A 14,059-nucleotide genomic window follows, 5' to 3' on the forward strand; every position below is an offset into this window, starting at 1 on the left:
CGGACTGGCCCTTGCCAGTCCCTGGTCCGCCGATAGCGGTAGCAGTCGCAGGCTGCGAGCGACTCCCTCGCTCAGCGGGCACCCGGCATACTGAGGAGTTGATATGAGTCGTCTACGCCCCGTTTCTCCGGAAATCCGCGATTCCAGCCAATGTTTTTGCGGTAGCTCCCCAGCAGTTCCTCGCGCACCAGCGATTGCTCGCTCACGCCGGTCGAAGCCTCGGCGTTGGGAGAGACGAACATGGCATCCTCCGGGCACCAGGCCTCGCACATGAAGCAGGTCTGGCAGTCGGCCTGTCGGGCAATGGTCGGTGCGGCCTGAGGCACGGCATCGAACACGTTGACCGGGCAGACGCGGACGCAGATGTTGCAGCCAGTGCAGCGGCTTTCGCTAATGAGTTCGATCATGCGGCAATACCTTCCTGCTCGGCCCTGGCTTGCGCCGATCGCGGACCACCTTGAGTGTCATAGGCCAACGGACGGGCCCAGACCTGGTCCAATCCTCCGCTGACGATATGGTGGTGCTGCGTGGGATCCAGCTGCAAGTGGTCGTAACGCTTGTGCATGCCGCGGGATTCCTTGCGGGCGAGGGCGCTGGCGTACATCCAGCGCGCAGTGGCAAGCATGGCCGCTGCCTCGCGCGCGGCAAGCATCTGCTCCACCGCCGCAGGCGCGGACTCGCGCACGCCGAGCCACGCGTCATCCAGACGACCGAGCGAAGGTGCCAGTACGTCGGCGTGGCGAAAGTAGTTGCGGTCGAATGGGAATACCTCGTCCTGCACGGCTCGGGTGAGCGCGGCAGGATTGATGGTCTGGCGGCCGGCACCAGAAATGGCCGCGACACCGGCGCCCCGCGCCGAGCGCTGGTTGGTGTCGCGCTGGAGTGCAAACCTCGCCGCCCCTTGGCCGGCCCATGAGCCGGAGGAAATCGCCCAGGCTGCATTGTGGCTGCCGCCTCCGGTAAATCCGCCGCAGATGGGCTCGCGCGTAGCAGCATCTCCGGCGGCATACAGGCCGGACACGCTGGTGGCGCAGTCTTCGCTGGTGATACGCAACCCGCCGGTTCCGCGTACCGTGCCTTCGAGACGCAGCGTGACGGAAAAGCGTTGTGTGAAAGGATCGATGCCCTGACGGTCGAACGGCAGGAAGAAGTTGGGCTGCGAGGCGCGCATGGCCAGACGTGTCGCCTCATCGGCCTTGTCCAACCGGGCGTAGACCTTCTGCCGATTTAGCTCGCGCGCGATCACGCTACGCCCCCCTTTGGATGCGGCGCCGGGAATCACCTCGCCAGCTTCATCGGTGAAAGAGGCCCAGTTGTAGAACATGGTCTTGGTAACCGAGCCGCTTTCGGGCGCGATGGCATAGGCGTTGGAGAACTCCATGCCAGACATCTCGGCACCCACTTCCGCACTCATCAGCAATCCGTCACCAGTGAGGACATTGCAGCCGAGCGCACGACTCAGGAACGCGCAGCCACCGGTGGCGATGACGACCGCTTTGGACCTGACTCGCCATTGTGAGCCGTTCTGGCGGTGAACACCGCGCGCGCCAGCCACGCTGCCATCGTCAGCCTGCAGCAGTTCCAGCGCGGGGCTTTGGTCCAGAATCTTCACGCCCGCCTGCACCACGCGTTTGCGCATCAGCCGCATATACTCGGGCCCCTGCAATGACACGCGCTGTGAGCGGCCCGTCGCATCGAGGGGGAATGGATACCCGTGATCGGCCAACTCATTCATGCCATGCCACGTGCGGTCCAGCACGCGTTCCATCCAACGATAGTCCGCCAGGCGACCACCCATGTCGTAGCGGCTGTCCATGGCGGTCTCGCGTTTACCTTCGTCCGGCGAGATGTACCACACCGTGGTTCCTGCCGCCGCCGTCGCTCCGGAAGAGCCGCAGTATCCCTTCTCCGCCAGCACGACGTTTGTGGCGCCGTTGCGTACGGCCTCCAGTGCAGCCCACGTACCTGCGGGACCGCCGCCTATCACCAGGACATCAGCTTCCAACTCGGTATCTGTGGATGACGAGGATTTCGTGCGCTTGACCTGATTCATTTGTCACTCCAAGGTTTCATGCAGCAACCAGCAATGCTAGGCAACACATCCCGACATGGGAATGAAGCTTTTGGCATTAGTTAGTGCGCAAACTGGCGCACGACGTCTGTCCGACGTTGCCTACCAGCGCGGATGGACCGGGTCGAAGACTGAGGTGCGCCAGAAGCGCCTGGCGATCTCAGCATAGCCACGGTAGTAGAAGCCGCCATTGCCGTGTAGTACTGCGGCGCGATGCGCGCGGAAATAACGGGGGATGTGATACCAGGGCAGTGTGGGAAACAGGTGATGCACGTAGTGGAGGTTGTTGTAGAGGTAAAGCAGGCCACCAATGCTGTTGGATTCCACGATAGCCGTGCGTTCCACTGGACGTTCACCCCAGCGATGCTCGGTGAACGTCCGGAGCTGACCGAGCATCATGCCGGGATAGACGAAGTACAGCAGGTACTCCCACCAGCGCATGCCGGCCAGCGCCAGCGCGAAGTACAGCAAGGGCGTCGCGGACAACGCATGTATCGCCCAGATCTTCAGACGACTGAAATCGCCTGCAATCAGGCACCGATACTCATTGCGCGCGAGCCGTACCAGACGCAGGAAGGGGCCGCATATCAAACGCACTGGCAGGATCTGATTGGCGCGATAGATCGCGCGCCATGTGACGCTCATTGCCTGCCATTGAGTGGGGCTGTGGTACGCGGTTTCCGTGTCCTTCTGGGGATGGGTGAGATGGACATTGATGTGGTGCGTGCTGTGTCCCTTGTTATAGAACGGATACGGTAGCCACAGGTTGATGGGTGGCCAGACTACGGCAGTACGCAACCAGATCGGCAGGTGCCGCATGGCGTGAATGGATTCGTGCTGCAGGGAAAAATGGAGCTGCGCGACATAGCCGCCCGCCAGGAACAGCAGCGGCCCGGGGATGCTTGCGTGCCACCAGACCAACGCGGCCCACGCGGCATAAAGTACGGCGGCCAGTGCAATGGTGGGAAGTTCATAGCGGTCCCAGGCATGCGACGAGCGTTTCGGCGTGGGCAGCCGCGTCGAGTGGGCTGGCGATGTGCTGTAGTCGGTTGCCGGCACTTTGGCCTTTCCCGTTGGTGCGCTTTCGATGGTCTTGGTGGCTGGGCCAGTGCTCACGGGCGTGACAAGGGACATGGTGGCAAGTTCGTAACACTCCGCCGCTCACCATGTAACGGAAGAGGGCGGGGCGCGGTCGGTGTCTGGAGAAATGGTTGTCATCGTAGGAGGCTGGGCCGCGCCGTCGCAACGAAGATTCGGATATGTGAATACACGAATTTCTTCGTTCCCTTGGGTATTCGCTTCGGCATCCAATGGATGTCTGTTTGCATTACGTCTAGCGAAAATTCCAATGAAGCACTCACATCAGCAGCGCAGAAAAATCGGGTTCAACGGGGTCATATTCGGCATGCTGGTGTGCCTTGCAACGTGGTTGCCAGAGGCGAATGCCGCGCCCACGGATGCCTATCCCAGCAAGCCGATTCGGGTGATCGTGCCGTATCCCGCAGGCGGCATTGCCGACAAGGTGGCCCGCGATGCGGCCGATGAGCTAGGCAAGCGCCTGTCGCAGACGATCGTGGTGGAGAATCGCCCGGGCGCGGCAGGCAATATCGGCTTTGAGTGGGTGGCACGACAGCCCGCGGACGGCTACACGCTGTTGCTGGCACCTGCTTCCAACCTGACCGTACAGCCCGCGTTGTTCAAGCATCTGTCCTACGATCTGGATCGCGACTTCACCCCGGTTTCCCTGCTGGTGCTAACCCCGCAGGTGCTGGTGGTGAACCCGAGCTTTCCGGTGAACTCGGTGCGTGAACTGATCGAATATTCGCGTGCGTACCCGAATAAGGTCAATTTCGGGGCAAGCATCGGCTCCTATGCGCATCTGGCGGGCGAGAAGCTCAAGACAGAGACTGGCGCGAACTTCACCTCCATTCCATATCAAGGTTCGGTGCCTGCTCTCAACGATCTGATGGGCGGACAGATCCAGTTCATGTTCACGGAGATGGCGACTGCGCTGCCCTATATCCAGGGCGGCAAATTGAAACCCCTAGCAGTCGCCTACAAGAACCGTGTGTCATGGTTGCCCAACGTGCCGACACTGAAGGAGCTTGGCTTGCAGAACTTCGAAGTGACGTCCTGGTACGCCATCGTTGCCCGCAGTGGAACGCCCCCGCAGATCGTCCAGCAGCTGTCGCGCGAACTGAACAATATCGTTCAAGCGCCTGGGTTCAAGAAACGCTACACCGATATCGGGGCAACAACGGTAGGCGGTCGTCCGGAGGAACTCGGTAGATTCGCGCGGCAGGAAGCCGTCCAGTGGATTGAAGAGGTCAAGCGCGTGGGCATCGAGCCAAACTGAGATTGATGTCTTGCTACATCTATCGCATTGAGATAAGCAACGATATCCAAGGGAGTTGTTTCGATGGCAAGCATTTCGCCGCCACGTCTGAAGGCGTGGCTTGAGGAGGGAAGCGAGCTGGCGTTGCTCGACGTCTCCGAAGGGCGCTATTTCGCGGCGGGACACATCATCGCATCGCGGCACCTGCCGTTGTCGCTGTTGGAGCGCGAAGCGCCGCAGATCCTGACGCGGCAGGACGTACCTGTCGTCCTGGTCAGCGCGGACCCGCGTGCAGGTGCCGCGTCCGAACAGATTGCGCGCGCTGCGGCTGTCCTGCGGCGGTTGGGCTACCAGGAGATCCATGAACTCGAAGGTGGCCTTTCCGCGTGGGTGGCGAGTGGCGGCGTCCTGATCGATGGCTACAACGCATTGGTCAAGGCGTTCGGCGAAGAAGTCCGCAAGCACTACGGTGTGGATGAACTGTCGCCAGAGGCGTTGGCCAGGCGCCTGGATCAGGGGCAGCCGACAACCGTGGTGGACGTACGCACGCGGCTTGAGCATCAATTCAGCACGTTGCCAGGCGCGCTGAACTACCCCGGCACGGAATGGCCGCTGCGACATTTGCCGCAGCGCGAACCGGATCACTTGTGGGCAGTGCACTGCTTCAGTCGGACGCGCGGCGTGATTGGCGCGGCGACAACGCGCGTGGTACATGGCCAGCATGTACCGGTGGCATGGGTGGGGGATGGTGTCATGGCTTGGGTGGTTCAGGGCGAAGACGACGTGCGGCAGGCGCCAGAGCCGGGCGACGTGCTGCCCCCCCTGATTGAGTCGGATGCCGTGGCGCGCGCGAATGCGCTGATCGCGCGATACGCCTTGCCCGTGGTGGATGCCGCCACCGTACAGCGGTGGCGCGGTGAGGCCACGCGGAACGTGCAGTGCTTCGATCTGCGGCCTGGCGCCAAGTCACGACCCGGTGTGGTGGCGGTGTCTGGTGGCCAGTTGCTGATGCACTTCGAGAACCTGGTGGCGGTACGCAACGCCAGCATGGTGCTGGTGGACGAGCCGCATCGCCTGCGATCGGCAATCACCGCGTTCTGGCTGCTGCAGTTGGGCGAGGCGCAGGTCTACATCCTCGATGCGCGGCCCGACCACGACTTGGCGAACTTCGAAGCGTTGCACGAACCGCCAATGCAGTTGCCGGCGTCTTCGGCGCAACCTCAGCCAGTTAGCGCCGTACAGCTCTCGCACCATATCGCCCACGCCGGCGCACGTGTCGTGGACGTGGGGCCGAGCATCGACTTCCTGCGCGGGCATGTTCCCGGCGCTTCCTATGCGACCGCTTCGGAGCATGGTGCGCTTGGCGCGGCATTGGCCGATGCGGTAGCCAACGGGCAGCGGTTGGTGCTGACATCGCCCGACGGCAGGCAGGCCTTGCTCGCAGCGCGAGATTTGCTGGATGCCGCGCGCAATGTCTACGGCAGCGCCACGGCGGAGAACGCGCTGCAATGGCTGCAAGGGGGCACGGATGCCTGGCGTGCCGCCGGCCAGACGCTTGAAACGGGGGTGGAAGATGATCGGTTGCTCACGCCTTTCCTGGATGACTGGGGTTCCATCATGCGCGTGCCCGAGTGCCAGCGCATTCCCGCCTGGGAGCGATACCTCCACTGGGAACGCAATCTCGCGCCGCGCGTGACGCAAGATCCTGCCGTACGGTTCCGGTTCTTTGACTAGAGCGGAAACGGGCCATGGCAGAAAGGGTGGGCCGCATCGATTCAGCATCAACGCGCGCCACGCGCACCGCTCAATCTCGCTGCGTGCATCAACAGGCGCCGGTGGTTCTCTGGTGTTGACGGTCGAGGACGATGGTCCTGGCATTCCTGCCGCAGATCGTGTACGTGTCTTCGAACCGTTTCGCCGGCTGGACTCGAGCCGCGATCGCCATACGGGCGGTTTTGGCCTCGGGCTTGCGATCGTGCGCCGCGTGGCGCTCATTCATGGTGGCGATGTGCACCTCGACAGCGGTTCATGGGGTGGAGCACGCTTCATGATGACATTGCCGCCCATGCCGGATGAAGCCACGGTCGCGTAACGCTAGACAAGAGTTTGCGCATGTTGGGTTTTCGCCGTTATGTGACTCAAGCCACTCAAAATGTCATCGGTCTTCATTTCTGCATTAGGGTTTTCACCTAGCGTTTTACTCGGCGTGCGTTACAATCCGCGCTTTCGTATCGCCCGGCATGTGGAATTGCTTCCGACCCGCCGTGCACTGACAAGACAGCGCCCCCCAGTCTGAATCAACGTTGGCAAGGTCCGGCTTGGTCAGTCTGTCGACGCTGCACGCATATTTGAAGTGACTCCCATGACTCAAACGGACAACAAGACCGTGGCTGGCCGCGGCGGCAAGCCTTTCACCCGTCGTAAATTCCTTGCAGCCGCCGTCGGTGCCGCAGCCGCATGGGGCGGATACTCGTACTTTTTCGGCAGCCAGTACCGCGCCGCGAAGGCGGATCGCAAGGTCGATGTGCTGCTGATTGGCGGCGGCATCATGAGTGCGACGCTCGGCGTCTATCTGAAGGAGTTGGAGCCGAACTGGACGTGTGAGGTTTTCGAGCGTCTGGATAAAGTCGCGGAAGAAAGCTCGAACGGCTGGAACAACGCCGGTACCGGACACTCGGCGCTTTGCGAGCTGAACTACACGCCGATGGACGATAAGGGGAACGTCCATATCGCCCAGGCCATCAACATCAACGAGAACTTCCAGATTTCCCGCCAGTTCTGGGCGCATCAGGTGCGCAAGGGTGTTCTCGGCAATCCGCGTGAGTTCATCAACTCGACGCCGCACATGAATCTTGTCTTCGGGCAGGAGAATCGGGAGTTCATTCGTAAGCGCGTCGAGGCACTCAAGGCTTCGCCTCTGTTCGCGGGCATGGAAATGACGACCGAACCGGCGAAGATCGCCGAGTGGATTCCGGTCATGATGGAAGGTCGCAAGCCCGATGAGGTGGTCACCGCCACGCGTTCGCCGCTGGGTACGGACGTGAATCTGGGCGAAATCACGCGTCAGTTCTACAAGCACCTGTCCGGCAATTCGGGAGTGAAAGTCACCACCGGCTATGAAGTGCGTTCGATTACACGGAATGAGGACGGCACCTGGCGTGTGTCCGCGTTCGACACGAAGGATGGCTCCCAGATCCAGACGGTGGATGCGCGAAACGTGTTCATTGGCGCAGGTGGCGCTGCATTGCCGCTGCTCCAACTGTCCGGCATTCCCGAGGCGAAGCAATATGGTGGCTTCCCGGTTGGCGGCGAGTTCCTGGTCACCGACAAGCCTGAGATCGCGTCGCGCCATCTGGCAAAGGTCTACGGTCTTGCGGATACCGGTTCGCCTCCGATGTCGGTGCCCCACCTGGATACCCGCGTGCTCGATGGCAAGAAGGTGATCCTTTTCGGGCCGTTTGCCACGTGGTCCAGCAAGTTCCTCAAGAACGGCTCGTATTTCGACCTGGCCAAGGCGACGACGCCGTCGAACGTCATTCCTCAGTTGCAAGTCGGCGCTCACGAATTTGCGCTCGTGAAGTATCTTGCGCAGCAATTGGCGCTGTCCCGCGAAGAAAAGATGGCGGCGCTGCGCCGCTACATGCCCGAGGCGAAGGACGAGGACTGGCGTCTGTGGGAGGCCGGACAACGCGTGCAGATCATCAAGAACGATCCGGAGAAGGGCGGCGTACTGAAGCTTGGCACGGAGGTCGTGGTCTCTGGCGACCGTTCAGTATCTGCGCTGTTGGGCGCTTCGCCGGGCGGCTCGACGTCGCCAGCGATCATGTTGTCGTTGCTCGAGCGCGTTTTCCCCGAACAGATGAAAACGGCGGCCTGGCAGCAAAAGATTCATGAGATCGTGCCCAGCTACGGAAAAAAGCTCAACGAAAACCCGCAGCTTCTGGCAAAGGAATGGGCGACCACGGCAGAAACGCTGCAACTGGCCATTGCTCCGCCAAGCCTGGACGGCGTTGTCCCGGCCACCGTCCCAATGATGAACCCGGGTGTGGTGAAGAAGGTGCCCGATATGGCCCTGTAAGGCCTGCGCTGCGCGCTGGGGCAGCACCCGGCGCGCGCGTCCGCGTTGCCTCCACCGCTGGTGTCGAACCGAAGAGGCACTTGAACGCTCGGCTGAACTGAGCAGGACTCGTGTTGCGCAAGGCGTGGCTGGCTGCGTCTGTGCCCAGGCCTTGGCGGACCGTCAAGAGGCGGGCCTGACGCAGCCGCGTCGACTTGACGCACCATGGGGCAATCGCTCGCTTTTGCTGCGCGACCCGACGGGAATCTCGTCAGTATTTTTTCTCGCCCCAAGCGTTGAGGAAACCAGGCGTCATGGCTGGTCGCCGCGTCGTTGTTCTTTCGTTCGCGAGCGGTTGCTTCGGAATCCCCCCAAGAAAAAGGCCCTCCACGAGGGAGGGCCAATACTGCCCAGTGTTTCGCTGGCAGCGTCCGCCTTGGCAGAGTGTCGATTCAGTCCAGGGAGATCTTGGCGTGCTCGATCACTTCACCCCAACGTTTCCCTTCCTTTTCCATGAGTCGGGTCATGTCCGCACTGGAGCCGGGGTACGGTCGTGCGCCTTGCTCTGCCAGTTGGGAAATAAATCGCTTGTCTTTGGTCACGACCAGCAGGGTGTCTTGCAGCTTCTTGATCACCTCCGGTTTGGTACCGGCAGGCGCCATCAAGCCGTACCACGACTCGACAACTGCATCCTTTACACCGGCTTCCGCAAACGTCGGTACGTCGGGAATGGCGGGGTCACGCTTTTCGCTGGCGACTGCCAGCAGGCGAACCTTTCCAGCCCTCGCATAAGGCAGCACGTTGGGCAGGTTCGCGAAGATGAGCTGTACCTGCCCCGAGAGCAAATCGACACCGGCCGGGCCAGCGCCCTTGTACGGCACATGTACGAAATTGGCTCCGGTTCTGGACATGAAAAGTTCACCTATCAGTTGATTGATCGAGCCGATTCCAGCGGACGCCATGTTCAACTTGCCGGGATTAGCCTTTGAGTAGCCAACCAGGTCCGAGACGTTCTTCGCGGGAGCATTGCTGGATACGGCCAGAACATTCGAAACGGTTGCGAACAACGCAACCGGAACCAGCTTCTTGGGATCGTACGGTAGCCGCTTGGTAAGCAGAGGCTGAACGGCCTGTCCCATCGAGCCCAGCAGCAACGTATATCCATCCGGGGTGGCCTTGGCGACAAATCCGGCGCCAATCGCGCCGCCCGCACCGGCCTTGTTGTCGACGACAACTGGCTGACCTAGCTGCTCCCCCATATGCTCGGCAACCAGCCGCCCCATCATGTTCACCGTACCACCTGCCGCAAAGGGCACCACCAGCATGATTGGCTTCGAGGGATAGGTCTCTGCGCGCACACCCAGGGAGAGTGCCGCGAGGGACATAAACAAGGCAAAGGACTTCGACTTCAACATAACCAGCGTCTCCTTCGGTATTTTTTCGTAAGCGTCACGCTGGTTCTCAGGCAACCAGCTTGCTCACGGCTTCATTGAGTGCCAGTTGCGATCGACTCAGTCGGCCGCGCGCCTCGCTGACCCATTGGCGATCCGCAGCGCGTTCTTGCGCCGCGCGTTCGAGCAGTCGCGCAACCTGCTGCGGCCCGACGCTGCCTTCCGTAATCCGGGTTTCGACAAAGCGAACCGGATCGAGCGCATCACGTACCGCCGCGTCGCCCAGATTCAGCGCGATACCCACCGTTTCGAGAGCTGCCTCATCGAGACGGCTGCTGGTCAACTGATCGGGACGCAGTCCTTGCGCCACGCAGTTGCGCACCGCACGGGCGACGATGTGGTGCACCTGGCGGAAGGACAGACGTCGTTCACGCACGACGACGTCCGCCAGATTGCTCGCGGTGCACCAGCTTCCCTTGAGCGATTCGGCCATGTGGTCCTGATGCACGATCAGCGTTTCCATGACGCCAGTGAACAGATCGAGCATGCTTTCTGTCGTTGCCAAGGCCTCGTCGATATGTGAGACGCTACGCATGGCCTGGTCGCCGGTCCCTTCCGCGCGGAACGTGGCCAGCGCCGCGCTCAGCCACGTCACGGCAGGACCGGCGGCCTTCCTGATGGTCTCCAGTGCGACCGGGTTCTTCTTCTGCGGGAAGATGCTGCTCGTACCACAGTAGCTGTCATCGGATTCAACCAATCCGAACTCGGCACTGGACCAGATATGCAGGTCGGTAGCCAGATCGTTCAAATCGGCCATGATGAACGACAGTGCGCAGATCGCATCCGCTGCATCGAAAGCTTCGCGGCCAAGCTTGGAGTTCTCGATTTGGCCGTCGAATCCGAGCAGTTCCGTGGTTCGCTCGCGATTAAGCGGCCATGACGTGCCGGCAAGACCCACGGTTCCCAGTGGATTGCGGTTGACGCGTCCGTACGCCTGCGCCAGACGCTCGAAGCTGTCATGCAATCGGGAGCTGAAGCTGAGCAGATAGTGTCCGAACACCCATGGCTGGGCCTGCTGCATATGGGTGTAGCCGGGCATGATCGTGTGCGCGTGGTGGCGCGCTTGTTCGGCAATCGCCTCCTGGAATACGTTCAACTGGTCCATCACATCCAGCATGCGGTTGCGCTTGTACAGGCGGCGTACCGTGGCGCCCTGATCGATGCGGCTGCGGCCGGTGTGCATCTGGCCGCCCACGTCCTCGCCGATGGCGCCGAAGAGATACGACTCGATCTGCAGCAGAAGGCTGCCCTTGCGCACATCCACGGGAAACGCGGAGGGCTGCATTCTCCGAATGATCAGCAATTGCTCCAGGATGGCCCGACCGGTCTCCGCCGAAAGAATGCCCTGTTCCACGAGCATGGTCGTATGGGCAAGATCAACGGCGACGAACTCGTGAAACTGCCTGCGTTCGCGCTCGAGCCCTGGCAGTGCGTAGTGCTTCGTCAACCGGGAGGCAGGAGGCGAACTCAGGCGAGCCTCGGCAAGTAGTGTTTCGTGGGGAGTCGATGTCATGGTAACAAGCGAGGCAATCGGCGCCTGGCCATGCGGACGGCGCTTCTCTACCCAGCAATAATGCGGTTCAGACGGGGGCCTCGCCCCGCGCGCTGCAAGCAGATCGCGCCGGGCGAACGATCGGAATGAACCTTGGCGAAAGACCGCGGCGCGGTCACTTCTGCTAGTCCGATTCCATGACTCGATGATGAATTTTTGGTCCGCGAGGCACAACTACAGACACGGTTGGACGCGCATAAGGAAATCTTCTACTTATGCGTGGTTTCACCGCGGCTCGCGGCGAATCAGGACGAGGCGACGCTCGCCTTGAATTGTTCTTTGACCAGCTTGATAAAGTCTTCCACAACCTTCGATCGCGGCTGATGGGACGGCAGGACCATGGAGAAATGGAACTGTACGGCCGGCGACAATGGACGCCAGACCACACCTGGATCACGCACTCTGCGCGCGGTGAAGGGATCAACGACAGTCAAACCAAGTCCGCCTGCCACCAGGCTGCATGCCACGTGACCGAGCGATGTGACCACCGAGCGCTTGCAGGTCACGCCAGCAGCGTCGAGTTCCATCTCCAATCGCATCCGCACCGGGCTATTGCGATTCAGCGAGATAAGCGGCTCATCCTGCAGATCGGTAATCTTCAATGACCTCTTGCGGGCCAAAGCATGGCCACGCGGGAGTACGCAGACTGCCGCGACGCTTGGTAGCGGGAGAACATCGACCCCGGGGTACTCATCGCCGGACATCTGAACGAATCCGATATCGATCTGGTGCGCTGCGGCGAGCTCCATGACGCCTAGAGAATTCCTGACGTCCAGCGAGATCGCCAGTTCTGGGCGGGAGAGTGAGAACTGCCTGACGCTTTCGCTGAGCAGGCTCAATCCCAGCGTATGCATGGACGCAACACGCAGGGTACCGATGCGAGCGGACTTCAGATCGAGCGCCACACGCTCGATCTGCTCCATGCCCTGGTAGAACCGGTCCACTTCGCGGAACAATCGCTGGGCTTCGGCACCCGGAATCAGGCGATTGCCTTCACGCCGGAACAGGCGGATTTCCAGTCTCTTTTCGAGGTCCCTGATAAGCGCACTCACCGCTGGCTGGCTGATCTTGAGCCGTTCGGCGGCCACGGTCATGCTGCCGGACACCATGACACTACGGAACGCTTCGAGTTGGCGGGGATTCAGTTGCATAGGTAGCTAAGGCGAAGACTGATGCCATGACTTTTGGGGGGCGAGCCTACAACGTAGCACGCTGCCGCGCCCATAAATTTCTCTTATGCGCGTCCAACCGTGGCTGGGGTTGTTCGTCATGAGAGACCAGCGTCAGAATTTTGTCATGGGATTCCAAAGTCCCATCGAGCCAGAACAACAATGAATTCACGGCGCGTATGCCGTCCTTCTTTGGGACGGAGCCGTCCCCATTCACGAGGAGACCATTGAATGAAATGCAAGTACCTTGCCATTGCGGTGGCAATGCTGACTGCGAGCAGTGTCCAAGCGCAATCGAGCGTTACCCTGTATGGCGTTGTTGATGCCGGTATCGAGTACCTGAACCATGCTGTCGCATCGACGGGAACCGTTGCACCGGGTGCCAAGGGACATAGCCTGGTGGCCTTGCAATCAGGCAACCAGTCCGGATCACGCTGGGGTCTGCGTGGCATCGAGGACCTGGGTGGCGGCCTGAGGAGCCTCTTTGTTCTGGAAAGCGGATTCTCCATCGACACCGGCACGAGCACCCAAAGCGGTCGCCTGTTCGGACGCGGTGCCTACGTCGGACTCGAGAACCAATGGGGCAGGCTGACGTTGGGTCGCCACACGGTGCCGTTCTATGACTTTGCGGTGACGTACGATCCGATGGCGATTTCGAGCCGCTACGCTATCGGCGCGCAGGATCCGTTCATGGGAGCGGCGCGTGCAGACAATTCTGTCAAGTACATGGGCACCTTTGGCGGCCTGAGCGTGACAGGACTGTATAGCTTCAACTACAACAACCAGGAAGTTCCGGGCAACTTCACGAACGGCCGCGAGTACTCTCTCGGCGCGAACTATTCTGGCGGCTCGTTCTCGATTGGGGCAGTCTACGATCAGATCAACCAATCGGCCGCCACGGCATTGCAAACAAATAGCCTGACGCAACGGGCAGCGGTGGCCGGTACGTACGCCTACGGCAACGCCAAGGTTTACGCGGGCTACCGCTATGCGCACGCGTTCAACGGTGCCAGCCTGCCTGGTTCCACAGTGGCTAACACTGCGTCGAACCTCGCTTGGGCAGGTGTTGGCTATCAACTGACACCTGCTCTCTCATTCGCTGGCTCGGCCTATTACCAGAATCTTCGCAACTCCCGATCTGGCAACCCATGGCAGTTCGTCATGGTGGCCGACTATGCGCTGTCGAAGCGCACCGACCTATATACGGCAGCATCGTATGTGCTTAACAAGGGCAAATCGAGCCTGGGCGTGAATGGCTTCAACAGCCAGCTGGGGACGACGAGCGAGGCCGTACAACCTGGCGCCAATCAATTCGGTGCTGTAGTCGGTGTTCGGCACAAGTTCTGAGCCGACCGGTACGGCGCCCTGCCTTTCAAGCGGTGCCACATACGCGTGCTATATATTTGTCCTTTCGACAGCATGGC

Annotated in this window: 10 protein-coding genes and 1 pseudogene; 5 read left to right on the forward strand and 6 right to left on the reverse strand. The window is 61.0% G+C overall.

All coding sequences use genetic code 11. The features are described 5' to 3' along the window. Positions 1-71: 71 nt before the first annotated feature. The 3 genes from RMET_RS22345 to RMET_RS22355 form a co-directional block, all read right to left on the reverse strand. Complete coding sequence (locus RMET_RS22345) at positions 72-407, reverse strand: 4Fe-4S dicluster domain-containing protein (RefSeq protein ID WP_008652374.1); 336 nt, start codon at positions 405-407, stop codon at positions 72-74. Beyond that, complete coding sequence (locus tag RMET_RS22350; protein ID WP_011518823.1) at positions 404-2,053, reverse strand: FAD-dependent oxidoreductase; 1,650 nt, start codon at positions 2,051-2,053, stop codon at positions 404-406. Before RMET_RS22350 ends, RMET_RS22345 begins: the two co-directional genes overlap by 4 nt. A gap of 120 nt (positions 2,054-2,173) precedes the next feature. After that, positions 2,174-3,205, reverse strand: a complete 1,032-nt coding sequence (locus tag RMET_RS22355) for a fatty acid desaturase (RefSeq protein WP_011518824.1) — start codon at positions 3,203-3,205, stop codon at positions 2,174-2,176. A gap of 73 nt (positions 3,206-3,278) precedes the next feature. Between RMET_RS22355 and RMET_RS22360 the strand changes: the two genes are divergently transcribed. The 4 genes and pseudogenes from RMET_RS22360 (at position 3,279) to mqo (ending at position 8,484) form a co-directional block, all read left to right on the forward strand. Continuing rightward, complete coding sequence (locus RMET_RS22360; protein ID WP_231108898.1) at positions 3,279-4,427, forward strand: Bug family tripartite tricarboxylate transporter substrate binding protein; 1,149 nt, start codon at positions 3,279-3,281, stop codon at positions 4,425-4,427. A gap of 63 nt (positions 4,428-4,490) precedes the next feature. Continuing rightward, positions 4,491-6,140: a rhodanese-like domain-containing protein gene (locus tag RMET_RS22365; protein ID WP_011518826.1), complete on the forward strand. Its 1,650-nt coding sequence runs from the start codon at positions 4,491-4,493 to the stop codon at positions 6,138-6,140. A 55-nt stretch (positions 6,141-6,195) separates the two neighbouring features. Further along, a pseudogene (locus tag RMET_RS22370) lies at positions 6,196-6,498 on the forward strand (ATP-binding protein); the annotation flags it as partial. 270 nt (positions 6,499-6,768) lie between these two features. Next, the gene (gene mqo / locus RMET_RS22375) at positions 6,769-8,484 is read left to right on the forward strand and encodes a malate dehydrogenase (quinone) (protein WP_011518827.1); all 1,716 of its coding nucleotides are present in this window, start codon (positions 6,769-6,771) and stop codon (positions 8,482-8,484) included. A gap of 431 nt (positions 8,485-8,915) precedes the next feature. On the opposite strand, the gene RMET_RS22380 is transcribed toward mqo, so the two are convergent. From RMET_RS22380 to RMET_RS22390, 3 genes are all read right to left on the reverse strand, one after another. Further along, the gene (locus tag RMET_RS22380; RefSeq protein ID WP_011518828.1) at positions 8,916-9,878 is read right to left on the reverse strand and encodes a Bug family tripartite tricarboxylate transporter substrate binding protein; all 963 of its coding nucleotides are present in this window, start codon (positions 9,876-9,878) and stop codon (positions 8,916-8,918) included. Between the two features lie 46 nt (positions 9,879-9,924). Next, positions 9,925-11,427: an argininosuccinate lyase gene (argH, locus tag RMET_RS22385; RefSeq protein WP_011518829.1), complete on the reverse strand. Its 1,503-nt coding sequence runs from the start codon at positions 11,425-11,427 to the stop codon at positions 9,925-9,927. 284 nt (positions 11,428-11,711) lie between these two features. Next, the gene (locus tag RMET_RS22390) at positions 11,712-12,617 is read right to left on the reverse strand and encodes a LysR substrate-binding domain-containing protein (protein WP_011518830.1); all 906 of its coding nucleotides are present in this window, start codon (positions 12,615-12,617) and stop codon (positions 11,712-11,714) included. A 249-nt stretch (positions 12,618-12,866) separates the two neighbouring features. On the opposite strand from RMET_RS22390, the gene RMET_RS22395 reads away from it, so the two are divergent. Next, positions 12,867-13,982, forward strand: coding sequence for a porin (locus RMET_RS22395; RefSeq protein ID WP_011518831.1), 1,116 nt, complete (start codon positions 12,867-12,869; stop codon positions 13,980-13,982). Positions 13,983-14,059: the final 77 nt, after the last annotated feature.

The organism is Cupriavidus metallidurans CH34 (assembly GCF_000196015.1).
Taxonomy (GTDB): Bacteria; Pseudomonadota; Gammaproteobacteria; order Burkholderiales; family Burkholderiaceae; genus Cupriavidus; species Cupriavidus metallidurans.

Bases quoted from the DNA above. Each gene is read 5' to 3' on its own strand.
- RMET_RS22345 (WP_008652374.1), bottom strand. From the start codon at position 407: ATGATCGAACTCATTAGCGAAAGCCGCTGCACTGGCTGCAACATCTGC.
- RMET_RS22350 (WP_011518823.1), bottom strand. From the start codon at position 2,053: ATGAATCAGGTCAAGCGCACGAAATCCTCGTCATCCACAGATACCGAG.
- RMET_RS22355 (WP_011518824.1), bottom strand. From the start codon at position 3,205: ATGTCCCTTGTCACGCCCGTGAGCACTGGCCCAGCCACCAAGACCATC.
- RMET_RS22360 (WP_231108898.1), top strand. From the start codon at position 3,279: ATGGTTGTCATCGTAGGAGGCTGGGCCGCGCCGTCGCAACGAAGATTC.
- RMET_RS22365 (WP_011518826.1), top strand. From the start codon at position 4,491: ATGGCAAGCATTTCGCCGCCACGTCTGAAGGCGTGGCTTGAGGAGGGA.
- mqo (WP_011518827.1), top strand. From the start codon at position 6,769: ATGACTCAAACGGACAACAAGACCGTGGCTGGCCGCGGCGGCAAGCCT.
- RMET_RS22380 (WP_011518828.1), bottom strand. From the start codon at position 9,878: ATGTTGAAGTCGAAGTCCTTTGCCTTGTTTATGTCCCTCGCGGCACTC.
- argH (WP_011518829.1), bottom strand. From the start codon at position 11,427: ATGACATCGACTCCCCACGAAACACTACTTGCCGAGGCTCGCCTGAGT.
- RMET_RS22390 (WP_011518830.1), bottom strand. From the start codon at position 12,617: ATGCAACTGAATCCCCGCCAACTCGAAGCGTTCCGTAGTGTCATGGTG.
- RMET_RS22395 (WP_011518831.1), top strand. From the start codon at position 12,867: ATGAAATGCAAGTACCTTGCCATTGCGGTGGCAATGCTGACTGCGAGC.